At 59.5% G+C, this 21,861-nt stretch carries 18 protein-coding genes; 11 read left to right on the top strand and 7 right to left on the bottom strand.

What is annotated here, in order from left to right; all coding sequences use genetic code 11:
* Positions 1–1,499 (top strand): glycerol-3-phosphate dehydrogenase (glpD, locus tag ALQ04_RS04030; protein ID WP_122314566.1); only part of this gene is annotated, 1,499 nt, incomplete at its 5' end.
* 74 nt (positions 1,500–1,573) lie between these two features.
* Here glpD and ALQ04_RS04025 read toward each other — a convergent pair.
* Entirely contained in the window at positions 1,574–2,398 is an 825-nt protein-coding gene (locus ALQ04_RS04025; RefSeq protein ID WP_122314565.1) for an ABC transporter ATP-binding protein, read from the bottom strand.
* Positions 2,395–3,993 (bottom strand): ABC transporter permease, encoded by a 1,599-nt coding sequence (locus ALQ04_RS04020; RefSeq protein WP_122314564.1) that lies wholly within the window; start codon positions 3,991–3,993, stop codon positions 2,395–2,397. The genes ALQ04_RS04025 and ALQ04_RS04020 overlap by 4 nt, the downstream gene beginning before the upstream one ends.
* A 294-nt stretch (positions 3,994–4,287) precedes the next feature.
* Between ALQ04_RS04020 and ALQ04_RS04015 the strand changes: the two genes are divergently transcribed.
* Complete coding sequence (locus ALQ04_RS04015) at positions 4,288–5,271, top strand: ABC transporter substrate-binding protein (RefSeq protein WP_122314563.1); 984 nt, start codon at positions 4,288–4,290, stop codon at positions 5,269–5,271.
* 88 nt (positions 5,272–5,359) lie between these two features.
* Here ALQ04_RS04015 and ALQ04_RS04010 read toward each other — a convergent pair whose 3' ends face one another.
* Positions 5,360–6,262, bottom strand: a complete 903-nt coding sequence (locus ALQ04_RS04010) for a LysR family transcriptional regulator (RefSeq protein ID WP_122314562.1) — start codon at positions 6,260–6,262, stop codon at positions 5,360–5,362.
* 147 nt (positions 6,263–6,409) lie between these two features.
* Here ALQ04_RS04010 and ALQ04_RS04005 point away from each other — a divergent pair, with 147 nt between their 5' ends.
* On the top strand, positions 6,410–7,315 hold the full coding sequence (locus tag ALQ04_RS04005) for a TauD/TfdA family dioxygenase (RefSeq protein ID WP_122314561.1): 906 nt from the start codon (positions 6,410–6,412) through the stop codon (positions 7,313–7,315).
* Between the two features lie 33 nt (positions 7,316–7,348).
* Here ALQ04_RS04005 and ALQ04_RS04000 read toward each other — a convergent pair whose 3' ends face one another.
* From ALQ04_RS04000 to ALQ04_RS03990, 3 genes are all read right to left on the bottom strand, one after another.
* Positions 7,349–8,953 carry an alkaline phosphatase family protein gene (locus ALQ04_RS04000; RefSeq protein WP_122314560.1) on the bottom strand — a complete coding sequence of 535 codons (1,605 nt, stop codon included), beginning with the start codon at positions 8,951–8,953 and terminating at the stop codon, positions 7,349–7,351.
* A gap of 18 nt (positions 8,954–8,971) precedes the next feature.
* Positions 8,972–10,036 carry an ABC transporter substrate-binding protein gene (locus ALQ04_RS03995; RefSeq protein WP_122314559.1) on the bottom strand — a complete coding sequence of 355 codons (1,065 nt, stop codon included), beginning with the start codon at positions 10,034–10,036 and terminating at the stop codon, positions 8,972–8,974.
* Positions 10,037–10,149: 113 nt separating this feature from the next.
* A complete protein-coding gene (locus ALQ04_RS03990) occupies positions 10,150–11,100 on the bottom strand; it encodes a LysR family transcriptional regulator (protein ID WP_122314558.1) in 951 nt (316 codons plus the stop codon).
* 140 nt (positions 11,101–11,240) lie between these two features.
* Between ALQ04_RS03990 and ALQ04_RS03985 the strand changes: the two genes are divergently transcribed.
* The 8 genes from ALQ04_RS03985 to ALQ04_RS03950 all read left to right on the top strand — a co-directional run bounded on the left by ALQ04_RS03985 (position 11,241) and on the right by ALQ04_RS03950 (position 20,977).
* Positions 11,241–13,607: a TonB-dependent receptor gene (locus ALQ04_RS03985; protein WP_122314557.1), complete on the top strand. Its 2,367-nt coding sequence runs from the start codon at positions 11,241–11,243 to the stop codon at positions 13,605–13,607.
* Positions 13,608–13,956: 349 nt separating this feature from the next.
* The gene (locus ALQ04_RS03980) at positions 13,957–14,868 is read left to right on the top strand and encodes a glutamate/aspartate ABC transporter substrate-binding protein (protein ID WP_122314556.1); all 912 of its coding nucleotides are present in this window, start codon (positions 13,957–13,959) and stop codon (positions 14,866–14,868) included.
* Between the two features lie 191 nt (positions 14,869–15,059).
* Positions 15,060–15,806, top strand: coding sequence for an amino acid ABC transporter permease (locus ALQ04_RS03975; protein ID WP_122314555.1), 747 nt, complete (start codon positions 15,060–15,062; stop codon positions 15,804–15,806).
* Positions 15,803–16,471: an amino acid ABC transporter permease gene (locus tag ALQ04_RS03970; protein WP_183142108.1), complete on the top strand. Its 669-nt coding sequence runs from the start codon at positions 15,803–15,805 to the stop codon at positions 16,469–16,471. Before ALQ04_RS03975 ends, ALQ04_RS03970 begins: the two co-directional genes overlap by 4 nt.
* Positions 16,468–17,202, top strand: coding sequence for an amino acid ABC transporter ATP-binding protein (locus ALQ04_RS03965; protein WP_122314553.1), 735 nt, complete (start codon positions 16,468–16,470; stop codon positions 17,200–17,202). Before ALQ04_RS03970 ends, ALQ04_RS03965 begins: the two co-directional genes overlap by 4 nt.
* Before the next feature lie 69 nt (positions 17,203–17,271).
* On the top strand, positions 17,272–19,167 hold the full coding sequence (locus ALQ04_RS03960; RefSeq protein WP_122314552.1) for an ATP-binding protein: 1,896 nt from the start codon (positions 17,272–17,274) through the stop codon (positions 19,165–19,167).
* Positions 19,168–19,293: 126 nt separating this feature from the next.
* Positions 19,294–20,619: a sigma-54 dependent transcriptional regulator gene (locus ALQ04_RS03955; RefSeq protein WP_122314551.1), complete on the top strand. Its 1,326-nt coding sequence runs from the start codon at positions 19,294–19,296 to the stop codon at positions 20,617–20,619.
* A 19-nt stretch (positions 20,620–20,638) separates the two neighbouring features.
* Positions 20,639–20,977, top strand: coding sequence for a GlpM family protein (locus ALQ04_RS03950; protein WP_122314550.1), 339 nt, complete (start codon positions 20,639–20,641; stop codon positions 20,975–20,977).
* Between the two features lie 130 nt (positions 20,978–21,107).
* On the opposite strand, the gene ALQ04_RS03945 is transcribed toward ALQ04_RS03950, so the two are convergent.
* Positions 21,108–21,773 (bottom strand): GntR family transcriptional regulator, encoded by a 666-nt coding sequence (locus ALQ04_RS03945; protein WP_122314549.1) that lies wholly within the window; start codon positions 21,771–21,773, stop codon positions 21,108–21,110.
* Between the last annotated feature and the right edge of the window lie 88 nt (positions 21,774–21,861).

Raw genomic sequence — 21,861 nt, 5'->3', positions numbered from 1 at the left:
CGCTTTCCGAGGTCTACGACATTGCCGTGATCGGTGGTGGCATCAATGGTGTCGGGATTGCAGCCGATGCCTCGGGCCGTGGCCTGTCGGTTTTCCTGTGTGAAAAGGACGACCTGGCCAGCCATACCTCGTCGGCCAGCAGCAAGCTGATCCACGGTGGATTGCGCTACTTGGAACATTACGAGTTTCGTCTGGTGAGAGAAGCACTGGCCGAGCGTGAAGTCCTGCTGGCCAAGGCGCCGCATATCGTCAAGCCGATGCGTTTCGTATTGCCGCATCGCCCGCATCTGCGCCCGGCATGGATGATCCGCGCCGGCATGTTCCTGTATGACCATCTGGGCAAGCGCGAAAAGCTGCCAGCCTCACGCAGCCTGCGTTTCGGCGCGGACAGCCCGCTCAATGCGTCCATCAGCCGCGGCTTCGAGTACTCGGACTGCTGGGTCGATGACGCGCGTCTGGTAGTCCTTAATGCAATGGCCGCCCGGGAAAACGGCGCCCACATCCACACTCGTACCCGCTGCCTGAACGCCCGTCGCGTCAACGGCATGTGGCATCTGGAGATGGAGCGCGCCGACGGCACACTGTTTTCGATACACGCCAAGGCATTGGTCAATGCGGCAGGTCCGTGGGTCGCCAAGTTCATTCGCGAAGATCTGAAACTGGATTCGCCGTACGGCATTCGTCTGATTCAGGGTAGCCACCTGATCGTGCCAAGACTTTATGAAGGTGAGCACGCCTTCATTCTGCAGAACGAAGACAAGCGCATTGTGTTCACCATTCCGTACCTGGACAAATTCACCATCGTCGGCACCACCGACCGTGAATATCAGGGTGACCCGTCCAAGGTGCAGATCACCGATGGCGAAATGGACTACATGCTGAAAGTGGCCAACGACCACTTCAAGAAGCAACTGAGCCGCAGCGACGTGCTGCACACTTATTCAGGCGTGCGCCCACTGTGCAACGACGAGTCGGATAACCCGTCGGCCATCACCCGGGATTACACCCTGTCGCTGTCGGGCAGTGAAAACGAAGCACCGATTCTGTCGGTGTTCGGTGGCAAGCTGACCACCTATCGCAAGCTGGCCGAATCGGCGATGGCGCAACTGGCTCCGTTCTTCACCCAGATGAAACCAGGCTGGACCGCCAAGGCTGCATTGCCCGGCGCCGAAGACATGACCACACCGCAGGCACTGGCCAGCGAATTGAGCAAACGTCTCCCATGGTTGCCGGCTGCTGTCGCGCAACGCTGGTCCATCACCTACGGCAGCCGCAGCTGGCAGTTGCTGGACGGCGCGACCAGTCTGGAAGACATGGGTGAACACCTGGGTGCAGGCTTGTATGCCCGCGAGGTCGACTACCTGTGCGCCAGTGAATGGGCCACCAACGCCGAAGACATTCTGTGGCGGCGCAGCAAGCTGGGGTTGTTCACCACGCCTGAGGAACAGGCCAGGGTTCAGGGTTATCTGGAAACGGTGGTGCGTAACAAGGCGGCCTGATACGCCAGCCTTTTCGCGGATGAATTGGCTCCCACCGTGCAGGAGCCAATTCATTCGCGAATTGCCCATAACACTCAACAGGCAATAAACGCCGCCGGTAGATTACGGATCTGCTCCGGCTCGCGCAGCACGTAATGGTCGTCGCTGGTCAGCTCATGCAGCAGTTCTTCCCGCAACTGATGAAACTCGAAGCTGCTGCGCTGGCGCGGATGCGGCAGTTTTATGTCGACGATGCGTTTGATACGACCCGGTCTTGGCTCCATGACCACCACCCGGTCAGCAAGAAATATCGCCTCCTCCACATCGTGGGTCACCAATACCGTGGTGATTCTGGCCCGCTCGCGGATGGCCAGAAGTTCTTCCTGCATCTGTTGACGGGTCAACGCATCCAGTGCGCCGAACGGCTCATCCAGCAACAGGATACGCGGACTCGCCACCAGCCCGCGGGCAATCGCCACACGCTGGGCCATGCCACCGGAAAGCTGATGCGGATAAGCCCGGGTGAAGTCCTTGAGGCCAACCAGTCGAATGAAATCCGTCACCCGCTGACGTCGCTCTTTCAGCTCAAGCCCTTCGTTGACCAGGCCCAGCTCGATGTTTTCCTCGACCGTCAGCCAGGGAAACAGACGATGCTCCTGAAAGACAATTCCGCGTTCGCTACCAATCCCGCTGACCGGTTTGGCGTCGACCAGAATCTCGCCGCGAAACTCGGTATCCAGCCCGATCAACAGCCGCAGTAACGTGGACTTGCCGCAACCGCTGGAGCCAACGATGGTAATGAATTCGCCTTCCGCGACCTGCAGGTTGAATTCGCGAATCGCCTCGACATCGCCATGGCCGGTCTGGAACACCTTGCCCACATGCTTGAAATTGACGATGGATTGGGTCTGGGCTGTCATGCATGCCTCCAGCGCGTGGCACGCGCTTCAATGCGTTGTCCGATTTCGTTGAGTGCCGCGCCGGTCACGCCCACCAGCAGCATGCCGCTCATGATCACCTCCATGCGCAGCAGTTGTTGCGCACCAATCATCAGGCTGCCGATACCGCCATTGGACGGCATGAAGTATTCGGCGCCAATGGTGCCCAGCCAGGCATAGATAAGGCTCAGGCGCAGCCCGGCAAAAATCCCCGGCGCAGCGCCGGGCAATACCAGACTCCGCAGACGTTGCCACAAACTCAGGCGCAGGACCTGAGCAGCCTCTTTGAGTTGTGGCGACAGATTGGCAACGTTGCGCTGGGTCGCAATGAACAGCGGGAAAAATGCTGCAAGGCCAACGAACACCCATTTGGCAGGTTCGCCCAGGCCAAACCAGGCGGTGATCAACGGCACCCAGGCAAAAATCGCCACCTGCCTGAACGCCGCCAGGCTCGGCCCCAGAAACCGCTCCAGCGGTTGCGACAGGCCCAGCAACAATCCCAGCGAGAAACCCAGCATACCGCCCAGCAAAAGTCCGCCCAGTGCCCGACTCAGGCTCAGGCCCATCGCTTGCACAAGCGAGCCATCCAGCAGGCCGGTCCACAAGCTTTCCAGAACCAGCAGCGGTGACACGAGAATATTGGCATTGACCCAGCCCCACTGGCTGGCAGCTTGCCAGAGTGCCAGCAAAGCAAACGGCAGAATCCACGGCACGACACGGTCAAGTCCTTGTGCCGGTGCGCGACCACGAAACTCGGCGGTCGCGGCATGCGGCCAGAATACCCATTTGCGATCCGCGAAGCCGATGCCGCGATCCATCAGTACGCCAATCACACCAATCACCGCGATGCAGACAAACACGATATCCAGCATGAACAGTTGCCGCGCCCACACCATCAGGTAGCCGATGCCTTCACTCGAAGCCAGAAGCTCAACCGCCAGCAATGAAGACCAGCCCGAGGCCAACGCCAGTCGCACACCGGCCATGAACGACGGCAAGGCCGCCGGCAGTATCAAGCGCCGGATCAGCAAGTGAACAGGCAGGCGCAGGACCGCTGCGGCTTCTCGCAGACGGGGCTGGGCATCACGAACGCCAATCAGGGTGTGCAGGGTCACAGGCACAATGACCGCCTTGATCAGCACCACCAGCTTGAGCATCTCGCCAATGCCGAACAGGACCATGAACAGCGGGATCCATGCCAGGGTCGGCACTTGCGCCAATGCACTGAAGGTCGGCAAGACCAGCCGTTCTGCACGGCGACTGAAACCCAGCCAGGCGCCCAGCAGCGCACCCGCCGAGATACCGGCCAGCAGCCCCCAGAACAGGCGTTGCAGGCTGATCCACAGATTGCCGGGAAGATCGCTGGCAAACAGCTCCAGCGCGCTCTGCCAAACCAGCGTCGGAGCCGGCAGAATCTGCTCGCTCATCCAGTGATTGCGGCTGGCAACCCACCAGAGCAAGGCCAGTGCGAGCGGGAGATACCAGGCCAGCAGCAATCGCTTGAACAGCGTTGCGCTCGCCCATCTGCGCGGAACCGTAACGGGTGCGGGAATGGAAAGGAGGGACTCACGCGCCATATCAGGACTCCGCTGTCGGCTGCTGCATAAAGGCTATCTCCATATTCTTATCTGATCTATAAAAGCAGATACGAATTCCATTGGGAGATAAGTAGCGCCATTTAAGGGTCTATGCAGGCCAGACATCCAATGCATTTAAAGAATACTTTTATTGCATGCAATGCATGTCATGCAGCAGCCCAGTTATCTTGCGGCTTATGCAATCGAGTGATTAAAAGCAGCCTTAATATTATTTATTGCATTGAGCGAAGCTGTGTCTGAGTAGCAGTTCACCGTGAATCATCAGGACAGCCCATGAAAAAGATTTTCAAATCCCTGGCCTTTGGCTGCGCCCTTGCCCTGACCTCCATCGTCAGCCATGCCGCCGACCTCAAGGAAATCCGCATCGCCGTGCCGGACCTCAGCGCCGGGACCGGCAATAGCGGAGGCGGCGTCGTGGACGTGCTGCGCAGTCAGCAGATCTACGAAAAGGCCTTTGCCGATCAGGGCATCAGGATTCAGTGGGTATTCTTCAAGGGCGCAGGCCCGGTGATCAATGAAGCCTTTGCCAACCGCCAGGTGGATCTGGCTTATCTGGGCGATCTGGCAGCCATCATCGGCAAATCCAGCGGCCTCGATACCCGCCTGCTCAGCGCTTCAGCACGCGGCATCAAGCATTATCTGGCGGTAGTGCCGGGCTCGGGGATCAAGACCCTGCAAGACCTCAAGGGCAAACGGGTCGCGATATTCCGTGGTACGGCCAGCCAACTGTCTTTCGACACGGCGCTGGCCAGCCAGGGCCTGAGCGAGAAAGACCTGAAAGTCATCAACCTGGACTTCAATGCCGCACTGGCAGCACTGGCCGCCAGACAGATCGATGCCACCTGGGCGCTCTCGGGCCTGACCGCTCTGGAAGCCAAGGGCCTAGCTGAACTGCCTCTCAGTTCCAAGGACCTGGGCGGCGCAGGCAATATTCAGGGCGTGCTGGTCGCGGACGGCGCCTTCGTCGATGCCCACCCCGAAGTCATCGCCCGCCTGCTCAAGGCCCAGCAACAGGCAACACGATGGCTGACCGACGACGCCAACAAACAGGCCTACATCGAACTGGTGTCCAGTTATGCCAACTACCCGGCGGCCATCCTGGAAAAAGACCTGCGCACGGAAAAAATGAGCGCCCTCTTCCCTTCGCAACTCGACCCGCAGTTTCTAGCCGCCCTGCAGGCCTCGGTGGATATCGCGGCCAAAGAGCGGCTGATTCGCAGGCCGTTCAAGGTGAGTGAGTGGGTTTGGCAGAAATGACCATCGGGACCGAACGCATTCCAGCATGTATTTGTTGCTGAATGCACCGGCCCCTTCGCGAATGAATTGGCTCTTGCGCGGTTGGGAGTCAGGCCCCGTCCACCTCCAGAATCATCTCGATCATTGCCCGCGCCGCCGGGGACAATCTGAAGCCCGCACGGCTGACGATGCCATAGCGGGCGCTCAGGCTGTCGAGTTGGTTGGGCAGGTTGCGCCAGTGCAGGCTGGCCAGGGTGCCGTTGGCGATGTCCTGCTCCAGGGCCTCTTGCGGGCCGATGCCGATGACGTTCGAGTTCTGCACGATCTTCATCAGCACCGGAAAGTGTGCGGTTTCGATGTGCAGGGTGAAGTCGGAGCGGCCGCTGAGGTTGGCCAGCCCCTTGCGGATGCCCGGTGGAATCAGCGTGGCGCCCAGCGGGTAATCGAACATGTCGTTGGTGGACAGGCTTTCCTTGCTCAGCAAAGGATGCCCGGCTCTGCAAAAGAACAGGCCGCGACGGGACTTCAGCGGGCGGGTCTCGAAGTTCGGGTCTGACTCGAACTGGCGGGTGTCGGCGACGAAGAATTCGATTTCTTCGCGGCCCAGGCTGCGTCCGAGCTTTTCCCAGTTGTTCACTTCCAGATAGGTGCGCACCCTGGGATGGGCCTCAATGAAACGGGACATCGACTCGGGGATCAGCCGCGCAGCAGGCGCAGGCCCGGAGCCGAAGCGTATTTCGCCAGCATCCAGCTTGGTCATCTGCGCCACTTCGCTGCTCAGCAATGCCGCGCCTTGCACCAGCCGCAATGCATGCTGCAACACCACATGGCCCTCCGGCGTCGGGCGCAGATCCTTGTTGCCGCGTTCGATCAGCACACAGCCGAATTCCTGCTCAAGGCCCTGAATACTGCGGCTGAACGCCGGTTGGGTAATCCCCATGGCGTCTGCCGCACGGACGAAACTGCGGTGCTCGTTGAGCGCGACGAAGTAGCGTAATTGACGCAGATCCATATGCATTCCAGGCATTTGAAAATGAGGCCAAAGGTATTGGCCCGGCAAGTGGATTGAGGTTTTAAATGCAAGCTCTTATGCCGTCAACGAACAAAATAAACATCAAATAGACCTTTTGGTTCTAACGATAGATAAAGAGGATCAGCCATGAGCAACGCTGCATTTGCTGCACAACCCACCGCCCTGAAACTGGAGATTCAACCTGTCGCCGGCCGCATTGGCGCACAGGTCAATGGCATCGCCCTGGGTGCCGATCTGGATGCCGCGACTGTGGAAGCCCTGCAAGACGCCCTGCTGCATTACAAGGTGTTGTTCTTTCGCGATCAGAATCATCTCGACGATCAGAGTCAGGAAGCCTTTGCCAAACTGCTGGGCGACCCTGTCGCACACCCGACGGTGCCGGTTCGCGATGGCACCCGTTACCTGATGCAACTCAGTGGTGCCGACGGTCAGCGGGCCAATTCCTGGCACACGGATGTCACTTTCGTGGATGCCTACCCCAAGGCTTCGATCCTGCGCTCGGTAATTGCCCCGGCCTCGGGCGGCGATACGGTATGGGCCAATACTGCTGCGGCCTATAACGACCTGACAGCCGAGATACGCGAACTGGCCGACAAACTGTGGGCCGTGCACAGCAACGAATATGACTATGCCGGGATCAAGCCGGGCGTGACCTCGGAAAAGCTTGAGCAGTACCGCAAGGTGTTCGCCTCCACCGTGTATGAAACCGAACACCCGGTCGTGCGTGTTCATCCCATCAGCGGCGAACGAAGTCTGCTGCTCGGCCACTTCGTCAAACGCATCAAGGGTTATTCAACCGGCGACTCGGCCCATCTCTTCAATCTGTTGCAGAGCCATGTCACCCGCCTGGAGAACACGGTGCGCTGGCGCTGGAAGGCAGGCGACGTGGCTATCTGGGATAACCGTTCGACCCAGCATTACGCCGTGGACGACTATGGTCAGCAAGAGCGCATCGTGCGTCGGGTGACCCTCAAGGGCGAAGTACCGCTCGGTGTCGCCGGGCAGCAAAGCGTCACCCTCAAAGGTGCCTGAAGCGTTCGCGGGCGCTCACACGCCCGCGAGGTTTCACCAGACGCCAATCAGTACCAGTTTGTCTTCCTCCGGTTCGCCATAACGGAAGCGCTTGCCGCGCAGATCGATCTCTTCGTTGCTGATCGTGGTACGTCGCTTCAGCCCACGTAACCACTCGAACAGATAGCCCTGATGCTGCTCGCGCACCTGTGCAAACGCCGGATCAGCGCCCAGGTCGTGAAGCTCCTGAGGATCGTTTTCCAGATCAAACAATTGCGCGCGGAAGCCGTCATAGGCCAGGTATTTGAAGCGTTCGCTACGCACCATGTACATCCGGCAACGATCGATCGGCTGGCCGAGGCGCTCCCGGGCCGGAGCCTGGAACGCATAGTCGTATTCCGCAATCGCGAACTGGCGCCATTGGGGTTGCTGGCCGTGCAACAGCGGAATCAGCGAACGCCCCTCCAGACGATGTCCGGCTGCGGGCAGGCCCAAGGCTTCGAGAAAGGTCGGCAAGGCATCGATGGTTTCCACCAGACGCTGATCGACACTGCCACGCGTCACGTCAGCAGCCGGGCGCGGATCACGCACGATCAGCGGCACACCGACGGCAGGTTCAAGCAAGAACTCTTTCTCGCCCAGGTAGTGATCGCCGAGAAAATCGCCATGGTCGCTGGTGAACACGATCAAAGTGTCGTCCCAGCGACCTGTGCCTTGCATCACATCGAACAGCCGACCGAGTTGATCGTCAATCTGCTTGATCAATCCCATGTAGGTAGGGATGACGTTCTGGCGCACTTCATCGCGGGAAAAGTTACGGCTTTCCTCGTGTTCGCGGAAAGCGGCATACACCGGGTGATCGCTCTCCTGACCCGCTTGCGGACGGATCGCCGGGATCACCTGCTCCTTGCCATACAGCGCGTGGTAAGGCGCCGGGGCGATGTACGGCCAGTGCGGCTTGATGTACGACAGGTGCAGGCACCACGGCTGATCGCCCTGCTCGGCCATGAAATCAATGGCGCGATCGGTGGTGTAGACCGTTTCCGAATGCTCCTCGGCAATGCGTGTAGGCAAATGCGCATGGCGCATTCTCCAGCCACTGAGGATTTCGCCGTTCTCGCCTTCGGCGGCATTGGCCCAGTCATGCCAGGGATTGGGGCCGGTAAAACCCAGGTTGCGCAAATGGTGGGTGTAAGGCGCGCTTTCACGTTTGTCAGCGAATAGCGGATCGTCCGGAAAGATTCCATCGTGCCGAAAAAAGGCTTCAAAGCCTACTTCGTTGAGGTGTTCGGCCTGGGCACTGTCGGGCACAAGAGCCAGACGTTGCTGGGCATCCAGATTCGGCGTGGCGTGGGTCTTGCCCACCAGCGCAGTACGAATTCCGGCCGGACGCAGATAATCGCCAATGGTCAGCTCATCCAGTGGCAACGGCACCGAGTTCCACGCCACCTGATGGCTGCTGACGTAGCGACCGGTGTAGGCCGACATCCGCGAAGGTCCGCAAATGGTGCCCTGGGTGTAGGCACGGGCGAAGCGCACGCCCGCTTGCGCCAGACGGTCGATATTCGGCGTGTGCAAATGCGGATGGCCATAGCACGACAGGTAATCACGGCGCAGTTGGTCGCACATGATGTACAGCACGTTCTTGATTGCAGTCATGGGAGATTACCTGTCAGGTCAGAGGGCATTGCCAGCGGCGTCGTATTGCGGCCAGAAGCCTGTCAGTTTTCGCTCTTGCACAGCCGCCTCGACAAAGCGGGGCTCGACCCATTCATCGACAGAAAACGTGCGGCGGATCAGGCCCAGTTTCCTGGCTTGCTCGACGCTGTCTTGCAAGGCCGATTTCAAAAACGGATCGATGCGCGGCGAGTTGCGGAATTTCAGGTCATCGTCTTTCAGCTCACGCTCGAACAAGGCGGCTGGTGTGGAGCTTCTTTCGCCCATCAGCTTGCTGTACTCAGGCAGGCTGTATGGATCGCTCAGCCAGAAGGCGTTCTTGACCAGCACCTTGATCAGGCGCTGGGTCAGTTCCGGATGCTGTTCGATAAAGGCCTGAGTGCCGACAAGTCCGGCCTGTGTCGTCGACTGACGGGAAAGCTGCTTGGTGCTCAGCGGAAACTGAATGCCCTTGCTCTCAAGCCCGAGCACGCCCATGCCCGACCAGGTGGCATCAATCTGCCCGCTGGCCAGCGCGGCTCTGGCGGCGGCCCAGTCCAGGCTGATGATTTGCAGGTCACGCTCTTTGAGGCCCTGACTTTCCAGCGCCCGCGCAAAGGAAAGCTGATCCGCAGTGCCACGATAGACCGCGACACGCTTGCCCTTGAGATCGGCCAGTTGGGTGATACCGGATTGCGGCGTCACTGCCAGATACATGTTGGCACCGCGTGCGCCGAGCAGCAGGCGAGTCTGCAAGCCGCTGGAGCGGCCAATGATTGCCGCCAGATCGCCCAGCCAGGCGAAATCCAGTTGCTGGTTGGCCAGTGCTTCGTTGACCGCAGGCCCGGCCCCCTTGAAAAAGTGCCACTGCACTTTCACGCCGGAGCTGGCGAATTCCTGCTCAAGCTGTTGCTGGATATGCGCCAGGCCCACCACGCCCTGCACGAACGGCAGGCTACCGGCACCCTGATCAGGCGAACCGATGCGGATGGTTACGCCCTCGTCGCTGGCCTGGGCATGGCCAAGCAGGCCGGCAAGAAAAACGCCCAGCAGGGGCTTGAAGAAATGTCGCAGGGTTTTGTTCATGGTTCGGTCCATTGAGGTACAGGCTAATGGCAGGTATTTCGCGATCCAGGCAGGTATTCAGCAAGTGCATTTGTTGAATAGTCACGATGCAGGGCGTGCATACGCGGCTGTGATCACACCGCCAGATTGGTCAGCAACGGTTCGTGGGCGCTATCGCTTTTCCGGTCGACCCTTTTGATCTCCTCGATCATCTCCTGCGCCAGCGGCGACAATCGATATCCCGTGCGGCTGACGATGCCATAGCGCGTATACAGTTCCTCGCAGTGTTCATCGAGGCCCTCGATACGCAGGCGCACCAGTTCCTGTTTCGCGTAATACAGCGCATCACTGTAGGAACCGGTGATACCGATAGCGTCAGAACTCATCACCACGGCCAGCAGGCTGAAGGTGTTTTCACATTCGACGTTGGGGGCGAAATCCGGTTGGCCGCTCAGGTCGGCCATCACCTTGCGCAGGTTGGGCGGGCGCAGGGTCGCAGCCAGCGGGAAGCTCAACAGCTCGCTGGCAGTCACACTCTCCTGCTGAGCCAGCGGATGCCCGGCGCGGCAGCAGAAATGCCATTTGCGCGGCTGGAGCTTGTGGGTGACATAGGCAGGATCCGCCTCGAACTGGCGGGTGTCGGCCACAAAGAATTCAAACTCTTCATTAAGCAAACGCTTGCCCAGGCTTTGCCAGTCATCCACCTGAAAATGCACCCGGGCCTTGGGTAGACGGCTGATAAAGCTGCCTATTGCACGCGGCACCAGGCCCGACGCGGGTGCCGGGCCGCAACCAAAACGCAGCTCGCCTGCTTCCAGCGCATTGAACTGACTGATTTCGCTGGTCAGTTGCCGGGCACCGCTGACCAGCCGCCGCGCATGTTCCAGCACCACCTGGCCTTGCTGGGTCGGCGTCAGGTCCTTGCTCACCCGATCAACCAGCTGGCAACCGACGCTGTGCTCCAGGGCCTGAATACTGCGGCTGAAAGCGGATTGCGACAGGTTCACCGCCACTGCAGCACCGACAAAGCTGCGGTGCTCGGCCAGAGCGATCAGGTGACGGAGTTGGCGAAGGTCGATATGCATTTTTCACATAAAAAGTATCGGGCAAATGCATTTGCTCTGCCTCGGTAGCACTCCTTATAAAGGCAATCTCTTATTCAGTAAAACCTTATAAATACATATTCAAATAACCAAAAAGAATATTGCGTCACAGGAGCCGTGCCATGAATATCCGTCAATCCGCCATCCCCATCGCTGCCGGTCAGCTCAAGCGCCTGCCGCTCGCTCTGTTGCTGGCGGGTTGTGCAGGCTTCTCGCTTGCCCATGCAGACCAAGCCCCTGTGACGAGCAGCAGCGCCACTCCCGCTAACGGTCCAGCGGCGGATGACACAAGGCTCAAGACGGTAACGGTCACCACCCGCCGCCGCGAGGAAAGCTCGCAGAACGTGCCGACTCCGATCAGCGTGCTCGATGGTGCGGCACTGGAAAGCCAGCGGGTCTATCAGATCCAGGACCTGCAACAACTGGTGCCGAGCCTGAACGTCGCCTACATGCACGCCAGGCAGTCGAGCGTTTCCATTCGCGGCCTGGGTAATAACCCGGCCAGTGACGGCCTGGAAGGCAGTGTGGGGCTGTACATCGACAACGTTTATCTGGGCCGTCCCGGCATGGCGGTGTTCGACCTGATGGACATCGAACAGCTGGAAGTGCTGCGCGGCCCGCAGGGAACGCTGTTCGGCAAGAACACCACGGCCGGCGTCCTGAATATCAATACCCGTGCACCGAGTTTCACACCGGAGCGCAGCATCGAGACGTCCATCGGCGAACGTGGCTACTTCCAGACCAAGGGCACGATTTCCGGCCCGCTCAATGACCAGTTGGCCGGGCGCTTTTCAGCCTACCGCAGCCGCAGCGATGGCGATCTGGATAACGAGTACGACGGCAACAAACTTGGCGGTGGCTCACGCGAAGGCTTTCGCGGACAGTTGCTGTTCAAGCCCAACGAAGATTTCAGCCTGCGCTGGATTGCCGACTACAACGAGGAAAGCTCCAGCGCCGGCACCCGCGCGCTGTTCAGCACCGGCCCGACCATCAACGGCGTCAACCGCTATGAAAGCCGCGCCGCCGCAGCTGGCGCAACCCTGGTGGATGGTTCGCACCGCAAGGTCAATCTCAACAGCGATCAGCGGGTCACCGTGCATCAGGGCGGTACCTCGCTGGAAGCCAACTGGAAGCTGGCCAACGACTTCACGCTGACCTCGGTGAGCTCCTATCGCTGGTGGAACTTCACCCCGCGCAACGATGACGGCCTGAATGCTTCGGCGTCCTATAACGGCGGTGTGTCGGTGGAAGATAAACAGTGGTCCCAGGAGTTGCGCCTGGCGTCCCCAACCGGCGGTTTCTTCGATTACGTGGTCGGCGCCTATTACTTCGGCTCCGATCTGGATAACAAGTCGTTCACCAATTACGGGCCGCAGGCCGATATCTGGAACGGCACACCGGCCGGCGCACTTGCCGACGTCAACACGCTGGGCAAGGGGCATATCGAAACCAACAGCTTCGCCCTCTTCGCTCAAGGCACCTGGCACCTCACGCCCAGGCTGGATTTCACCGCCGGGGTGCGTGGCACTTACGAAGAAAAGAATGCCTGGGTGCAGCGTGACGCCCCGCAAGGCGGCGCGGCCGTAACCGGCGCGGCGCTGACCGCGCGCAATGCCCGCACCGGCGCCTATGACTCGGGCGACCTGAGCCAGTACACCGCCAGTCCTTCGGGCCTGCTCAATCTGAGTTACCACTTCAGCGATGACTTGCTGGGCTATGCCACGCTGTCCCATGGCGAGAAATCCGGCGGGGTCAACCTGGCGGTCGGTACGGCGCCCACTGCCGGTGCCGACTCGCTGCTGATCGGCACCGAACGCGCCAACAACGCCGAGCTGGGCTTGAAAAGCACCTTGTGGGATCGACGCCTGCAACTCAACGCCAACCTGTTCTGGACTCAGGTCAACGGCTACCAGACCAACGCCTATGACAACGCCAACCGCGTGCAATACCTGACCAATGCCGGCACGGTGCGCTCTCGTGGCCTGGAACTGGAAAGCATCATTCTGCCGATCCGCGGACTGACGCTGAACATCAACGGCTCCTACAACGATGTGCGTTACACCTCTTATAAAGATGCCCCTTGCCCGCCGGAGGTCAGCCTGCAAGCCGGCGCGCCTGCCTCATGCGATTTGAGCGGTCATCAAGTGGTCGGCGCCTCCAAATACATTGCCAACGTCAACGGCGAGTACAAATGGGATCTGGACAACGGCCTGCAAGAGTACGTCACGGCCAGCTATGCCTTCCGTTCCAAGGCCGTGGGCGCAGTTGAGGACTCCGATTACTCGCAGATCCCCAGCTACGCCGTGGTCAATCTCGGCACCGGCTTGCGCGGCGATCTTGGCCAGGGTCAGTGGGATGTCTCGCTGTGGCTGAAGAATGCCTTCGACAAGACCTATTACACGACCTTGTGGAGCGAACCCAACGGTGGCTATGGCGGTTTGCTGGGCACCCCACGCACCCTGGGCATGACGGCACGTTATGACTTCTAAGCAGTGCAACGCTCTGCCCTGAAGTAAATCCTGAAACCGTTGCATGACAGCAACGGTTTTCATATTTCTTCGCCCCGCCTCTTCATTCGGTTTTCCGAACACGCTATCGACAGCCGTTCGGTAACCCGGATGCCCGCCCCATGAATCGCACACCAAAAACCCATTAAAACTCAATAAATTCAATTACTTGCCATAGTCACCAGTCGTTGGCATGAGTCGTGCTCTACACTTCCTGTCGATAGCTTCGACGCTAGCTTGTCTGGCTAGGGTCTTGTCGAAGCATTCACTCACTGAAGAATCGGGTCTGCCAACGGCCCAATTAATAAAAACGAAATTCGAGGATTCATTGATGCGTATCGTCCCCCAGTTGTTAGGCGCAGCAATTACTGCCGCTCTGATTAGCACTCCAGTTTTCGCAGCCGAACTGACCGGCACACTGAAGAAGATCAAAGAATCGGGCACCATCACCCTCGGTCACCGTGACGCTTCCATCCCGTTTTCCTATATCGCTGATGCTTCCGGTATCCCGGTTGGCTACTCCCACGATATCCAGCTGAAAATCGTTGAAGCGATCAAGAAAGAACTGGATATTCCGGATCTGAAGGTCAAGTACAACCTGGTGACTTCCCAGACCCGTATCCCGCTGGTACAGAACGGCACCGTTGACGTGGAATGCGGTTCCACCACCAACAACGTCGAGCGTCAGCAACAAGTGGACTTCTCGGTCGGCATCTTCGAGATCGGTACCCGCCTGCTGTCCAAGGTTGACTCGTCCTACAAGGATTTCGACGACCTGAAAGGCAAGAACGTCGTGACCACCGCCGGTACAACCTCCGAGCGCATCCTCAAGGCGATGAACGCCGACAAGCAGATGGGCATGAACGTGATTTCCGCCAAGGACCACGGTGAATCCTTCCAGATGCTGGAATCGGGTCGTGCCGTTGCGTTCATGATGGACGACGCGCTGCTGGCAGGCGAAATGGCCAAGGCCAAGAAGCCGACCGACTGGGCTGTGACCGGCACAGCACAATCCTATGAAATCTACGGCTGCATGGTTCGCAAGGGCGATGCGCCATTCAAGAAGGCTGTCGATGACGCCATCGTCGCCACTTACAAGTCTGGCGAAATCAACACCATCTACAACAAGTGGTTCCAGTCGCCGATCCCGCCAAAAGGCCTGAATCTGCAGTTCCCGATGAGCGACGAGCTGAAAAAGCTGATCGCCGAGCCGAACGACAAAGCTGCCGAACCAAAAGCCTGAGTCAGCGTTTCACCGTGAACCCACGGTTTTCCGAACGGGCCGGAGCCGGTTCGGAAAACCGCTCATCACTCACTGTATCCAGACAATAAACGCCGGGACGGAGTCTGAAGGCGTGTCCGGATACACAAGGGCTCGAACGGACTCATGCGAGACGTGTGCGTGTATTTCGACAACAAGAGGGGGAGACCCTGATGAATTACAACTGGGACTGGGGCGTATTCTTCAAGTCCACCGGTGTCGGCAGCGAAACCTATCTGGACTGGTTCATTTCCGGTCTGGGCTGGACCATCGCCATTGCCGTCGTCGCCTGGATCATCGCCTTGATACTGGGGTCCATCCTCGGTGTCATGCGCACTGTGCCAAGCCGTATTGTGGCTGGCATCGCCACGATCTACGTGGAAATCTTTCGTAATGTGCCACTGCTGGTGCAGTTGTTCATCTGGTACTTCCTGGTGCCCGACCTGCTGCCTGAAAACCTGCAGGAGTGGTACAAGCAGGACCTCAACCCGACGACCTCGGCGTTCCTGAGTGTTGTGGTCTGCCTGGGTCTGTTCACCGCTGCACGGGTCTGCGAACAAGTGCGCACCGGTATCGAAGCGCTGCCAAAAGGCCAGGAATCCGCTGCCCGGGCCATGGGCTTCAGGCTGCCGCAGATCTACTGGAACGTGCTGCTGCCGCAGGCTTACCGGATCATCATTCCGCCACTTACCTCCGAATTCCTGAACGTGTTCAAGAACTCGTCGGTGGCCTCGCTGATCGGCCTGATGGAACTGCTGGCGCAAACCAAGCAGACCGCCGAATTTTCCGCGAACCTGTTCGAGGCGTTCACTCTGGCGACCCTGATCTACTTCACCCTGAACATGAGCCTGATGTTGCTGATGCGTCTGGTCGAGAAGAAAGTCGCAGTGCCGGGCCTGATCTCCCTGGGGGGTAAATAATGGACTTCAGTGGAATCATTCCAGCCATTCCCGGCCTGTGGAACGGCATGGTCATGACGCTGCAACTGATGGCCCTGGGCATCGTCGGCGGCCTGGTCATCGGTACCATCCTGGCCTTGATGCGCCTGTCATCGAACAAGCTGCTGGCCAATGTGGCCGGCGCCTACGTGAACTACTTCCGTTCGATCCCGCTGCTGCTGGTCATCACCTGGTTCTATCTGGCGGTGCCGTTCGTGCTGCGCTGGATCACCGGCGAAGACACGCCGATCGGTGCGTTCACCTCCTGCGTCGTGGCGTTCATGATGTTCGAGGCAGCGTACTTCTGTGAAATCGTGCGCGCCGGTGTGCAGTCCATCTCCAAGGGACAAATGGGTGCCGCCAAGGCCCTGGGCATGAGCTACGGGCAAATGATGCGCCTGATCATCCTGCCGCAGGCGTTCCGCAAGATGACGCCACTGTTGCTGCAGCAGAGCATCATCCTGTTCCAGGATACCTCTCTGGTGTACACGGTCGGCCTGGTGGACTTCCTCAATGCCTCGCGCGCCAGTGGCGACATCATCGGTCGCGCCAATGAATTCCTGATCATCGCCGGTCTGGTGTATTTCACGATCAGCTTTGCCGCCTCGTTGCTGGTGAAGCGTCTGCAAAAAAGGTTTGCCATATGATTTCCATCAAGAACGTCAACAAGTGGTATGGGGACTTCCAGGTACTGACCAATTGCAGCACCGAGGTCAGCAAGGGTGAAGTGGTGGTGGTCTGCGGCCCGTCCGGCTCCGGCAAATCGACCCTGATCAAGTGCGTGAACGCTCTGGAACCGTTCCAGGAAGGCGATATCGAGGTCGATGGCACCTCGATCTCCGATCCGAAGACCAACCTGCCGAAACTCCGTTCGCGAGTCGGCATGGTGTTTCAGCATTTCGAGTTGTTCCCGCATCTGAGCATCGTGGAAAACCTGACCATCGCGCAGATCAAGGTGCTGGGCCGCAGCAAGGCCGAAGCCACCGAGAAAGGCCTGAAGCTGCTGGAACGGGTTGGCCTTTCCGCTCACGCCCACAAGCATCCGGGCCAGCTTTCCGGTGGTCAGCAACAGCGTGTCGCGATTGCCCGCGCCCTGGCGATGGACCCGATCGTCATGCTGTTCGACGAACCGACCTCCGCGCTCGATCCGGAAATGGTCAACGAAGTACTCGACGTGATGGTGCAACTGGCCAACGAAGGCATGACCATGATGTGCGTGACCCATGAAATGGGTTTTGCCCGCAAAGTGGCCAACCGGGTGATCTTCATGGACAAGGGGCAGATCGTCGAAGACTGCGCCAAGGAAGAGTTTTTCGGTGATGTCAGCGCGCGTTCCGAACGCGCCCAGCAGTTCCTCGCCAAGATCCTCCAGCACTAAGCAATACCGTTCGCTACCCTGCCCCCACCCATCGGGGCATGGGTAGCTGTTCGGCTCAGGACGACTGTGATGAAATGCGACCCCATTACTTATAGCGCTGCGCCGCCATCACTCGCCGTGAAACCCCGTCTGATACGCCAACTGTTTCTGCCTCCGCTGATCCTCATGCTGATGATCGGCCTGGGCTATATCGCCTATTTGTTCAGCGAGACCCACGGCATCAAGAGCCTCAGCGAAAATGGCGAACGCCAGCTGGAGCTGCATGCCCGTACGGTCGAAAGCGAAATCAACAAGTACACCTACCTGCCCAGTGTCCTGGAGCTTGAGTCCAGCGTTTCGCAACTGCTGAGAAACCCGACCCCGGACCTGCAAGGCAAGGTCAACAGCTATCTGGAAGGCCTCAACCGCCGCAGCCGCAGCCGCGCCATTTATGTGATGGACACCACTGGCCGCGTACTGGCCACCAGCAACTGGCGTGATGCCGACAGCTATCAGGGTGAAGACCTGTCCTTCCGCGCCTACTTTCAGGATGCCGTCCGTGGCTTGCCCGGACGTTTCTATGGCATCGGCACCACCGTCGGCGAGTCCGGCTATTACCTGGCCCATGGACTGGAAGAAAGAGGCCGGATCATTGGCGTCGCGGTGATCAAGGTACGGCTCGAAGCCCTGGAAGAGCGCTGGCAACGGGCGCGGATGGAAGCCTTTGTCAGCGATGAAAACGGCATCATCATTCTATCCAGCGACCCGGCCCGCCGCCTGAAGTCGGTGCGCCCGCTGACCCCGAACATCAAGGAGCGCCTGGCGCGCAGCCTGCAATATTACTGGTGGCCGCTGAACGAGCTGGTGCCACTGGAACGCGAAACCCTCGCCGAAGGTGTCGAGAAGCTCACCTTCCCGGCCAACGTCAGTGTCGACCGGGAGCATACCCAGGTCAGCTATCTGGCCCAGACCCGCCAGTTGAGCGATACGCCCTGGCATCTGACCCTGTTGACGCCTCTCGAAGACCTGCGCCGCGAAGCGGCCAGCCAGGGCATGCTGGTCGCCGTGGCCTGCGCGCTGGTGGCCTTTCTGCTGATCGCCTGGAACGAGCGGCGCAAGGTGATTTCCACCCGGCTTGCCGCCCGTGAAGCCCTGCAGGCCGCCAACGACGAACTGGAACGCAAGATCGCGGAACGCACCGAACACCTGCGCGCCAGCAACGAACGCCTCAAGGCGCAGATCCGCGAACGCAGGCAAGCCGAAGACACTCTGCGCAAGGCTCAGGACGAACTGGTCCAGGCCGGCAAGCTGGCTGCCATCGGCCAGATGTCCACCAGCATTGCCCACGAACTGAACCAGCCGCTGGCGGCCTTGCGTACCCTGTCCGGCAATACCGTGCGCTTTCTCGAACGTGGCGCACTGGACACCGCCAGTACCAACCTGCGCACCATCAACGATCTTGTCGACCGCATGGGTCGCATCACGGCCAGCCTGCGCTCCTTTGCCCGACGCGGCAACGATCAGGGCCAGGCACAACTGCGCAAGGCGGTCGACGCCGCCTTGCAGTTGCTGAGCGTGCGGCTCGAAAACTTTTCCCTGACCCTGCATCAGGACTTCATCGACGCCGAGTTGATGATCGACCAGACACGCCTGGAGCAGATTCTGGTCAACCTGATCGGCAATGCCCTGGACGCAATGCATGCCCAGCCATTGCCCGAGCTGTGGCTCGAAGGTGAGATGGTCGATGATCGCTATCGCTTGCGGGTACGCGACAACGGTCATGGCATCGACGACGAAGCCCGCAAGCATTTGTTTGAACCGTTTTTCACCACCAAACCCGGTGAACAGGGCCTGGGCCTCGGCCTGACCCTTTCCGCCAGCCTCGCAGCAGCGGCTGGCGGCAGTCTGAGCGCGGAGTATCCGGCAGGCGCGACAACCTTCGTGTTGTGGCTGCCGCGGGTCAAGGATGCGGAGGCGGATTCATGAGGGTTTCCCTGTGTCTTTCGCACTTCAAATACCGTTCGCGAATGAATTCGCTCCCACAGGGTTGTGGGCGTGAAGAGAATCAGTCGACCTCAAAGGACCTGAGCGATCACCATGAGTAATTCCAAAATGACCACTGATCTGACTGTACTCATCGTCGAAGACGACCCGCATGTGTTGCTCGGCTGCCAACAGGCCCTGGCGCTGGAAGACATTGCCAGCGAAGGCGTATCCAGCGCCGAAGAAGCCCTGGCGCGCATCGGCGACAACTTTGCCGGAATCGTCATCAGTGACATTCGCCTGCCGGGCATCGACGGGCTGGAACTGCTGAGCCGTCTCAAGGCCCGCGACGGCAGCCTGCCGGTAGTGCTGATTACCGGGCACGGCGATATCTCCATGGCGGTCAATGCCATGCGTGACGGCGCCTATGACTTCATGGAAAAACCCTTCTCGCCGGAACGGCTGGTGGATGTCGCGCGTCGCGCTCTGGAGCAACGCGGGCTGGCCCGGGAAGTCTGGGCGCTGCGCAAGCAACTGGCCGAGCGCAATTCGCTGGAAGGCCAGATCATCGGCCGCTCACCGGCCATGCAGAATCTGCGGGCGCTGATCGCCAACATTGCCGATACCTCGGCCAATGTGTTGATCGAGGGCGAAACCGGCACCGGCAAGGAGCTGGTCGCTCGCTGCCTGCATGATTTCAGCCGACGCACCAAGAATCAGTTCGTCGCCCTGAACTGCGGCGGGCTGGCGGAAAGCCTGTTCGAGTCGGAAATCTTCGGCCACGAAGCCAATGCCTTCACCGGCGCAGGCAAGCGCCGGATCGGCAAGATCGAACATGCGCACAACGGCACGCTGTTTCTCGATGAAGTGGAGAGCATGCCGATCAACCTGCAGATCAAGCTGTTGCGTGTCTTGCAGGAGCGCACTCTGGAACGCCTGGGCTCGAACCAGAACGTCGAGGTGGATTGCCGGGTCATCGCGGCGACCAAGTCCGACCTCAATGAACTGAGCAAGGCCAACCAGTTCCGCAGCGACCTGTATTACCGCCTCAATGTGGTGACTCTGGAATTGCCGCCACTGCGCGAGCGGCGCGAAGACATTCTGCAGTTGTTCGAGCATTTCCTGCAGTTGTCCTCGTTGCGCTTCGACCGTGAACCGCCGCAACTGGACCGGCAAACGGCATCGGCCTTGATGAGCCACGACTGGCCGGGTAACGTGCGTGAACTGCGCAACGTGGCCGAACGCTATGCGCTGGGGCTGCCGGTCTTCAAGAAGTCCGACAGTGCCGAAAGCCAGAGTCTGGGCTTTGCCGAAGCGGTGGAAGCCTTTGAGCGCAGCCTGCTGCGCGAAGCCTTGCAACGTAGCGGCGGGAATCTCAGCCAGGCCAGCCAGGAGCTGAGCATGGCCAAGACCACGTTGTTCGACAAGGTCAAGAAATACGGGCTGCAGGCCTGACATTGCACAGGAAGAAATAGTGGATCTGCTACTCAAGGCCCTGTTGGGCGCAGCGGTTGTCGTCATCCTGGCCGCGCTGGCCAAGACACGCAATTACTACATCGCAGGGCTGGTGCCGCTGTTTCCGACCTTTGCATTGATTGCGCATTACATCGTCGGCAAGGGTCGCTCGCTCGATGACCTGAAGACCACCATCCTGTTTGGCATGTGGTCGATCATTCCCTACTTCGTTTACCTGGCGGCCTTGTATCTGCTGGTGGACCGCTGGCGGCTGGAAGTGTCCCTGGCGCTGGCAGCACTGGCCTGGCTGGTTGCGGCCAGTTTGCTGGTGACCGTCTGGGTGCGTTTTCACGGCTGACGCCGCAGGCGCGGATTGATCCGCGAAGACTTGATTTCAGATACTGCATTTCCTGCGAATTCACTGGCCTCTTCGCGAATGAATTCGCTCCTAGTACCGCATGTTTATCGCCGCCATGCGGCCAGGATAGCTAGCGCTTCATGCTGCGCTCATACGCTGCCAGCACGGTCCGCTCGGATTGCACCAGGTAGGTTTCGAGCATGACGGTCGCTTCGTCTACCCGCCCCTCTTCGACGCAACGCAGGATCGCGGCGTTCATGTCCAGGTACGGCAGGTGCAGGAATTCGGGGTCGTCGAGCACGCCGAAGGCCAGGCGCAGTTCGGCCGATATCTGCCCGTAGAACACCACCAGCCGCGGGCTGTCGGCCAGTTCGACGATTGCCTTGTGGAACATCATGTTGGCAGTACCCACCGCCACCCAATCCCTGGCTTCACGGGCGCGCATGCCGGCCTCGACCGCTTCGCGCATCTTCAGCGCCCCGGGATGCAGCGGGAAAGCCTGGGCAATGGCCTTGCATTCAATGAAGCGACGCACCCGGTAAATGTCGATGATCGACGCCATATCCGGCTCGGCGACGGTCACTCCGCGGTTGGGTTCGTGCTTGAGCAATCCTTCGCGGGTCAGGACCCTGAACGCTTCTCTCAAGGTGTTACGGGAAATCTGCAGGCTCTCGGCCAATGCGGCTTCGGACAGCCGTTGGCCAGGCACCAGTTCGCCTTCGACCAGCATTCTGCGGATTTCCTGGGTGATGGTTTCTCCCAGGGTACGAGGAAGGGAGGGAGAAGCGTCGTTCATGAGCAATCCAGAATGATAAAAACCGGCAGATGTTCCCTGAGAGCTTAGTGCGTGGCAAGGCACAAGCATGCCGTGTGCTTCATTAAGT

It is taken from the genome of Pseudomonas cichorii, from assembly GCF_003700275.1.
In the GTDB taxonomy this organism is placed as follows: Bacteria; Pseudomonadota; Gammaproteobacteria; order Pseudomonadales; family Pseudomonadaceae; genus Aquipseudomonas; species Aquipseudomonas cichorii_B.
The sequence above is the reverse complement of the archived record's forward strand: the minus strand, read 5'-3'. Positions and strand labels throughout refer to the sequence as shown.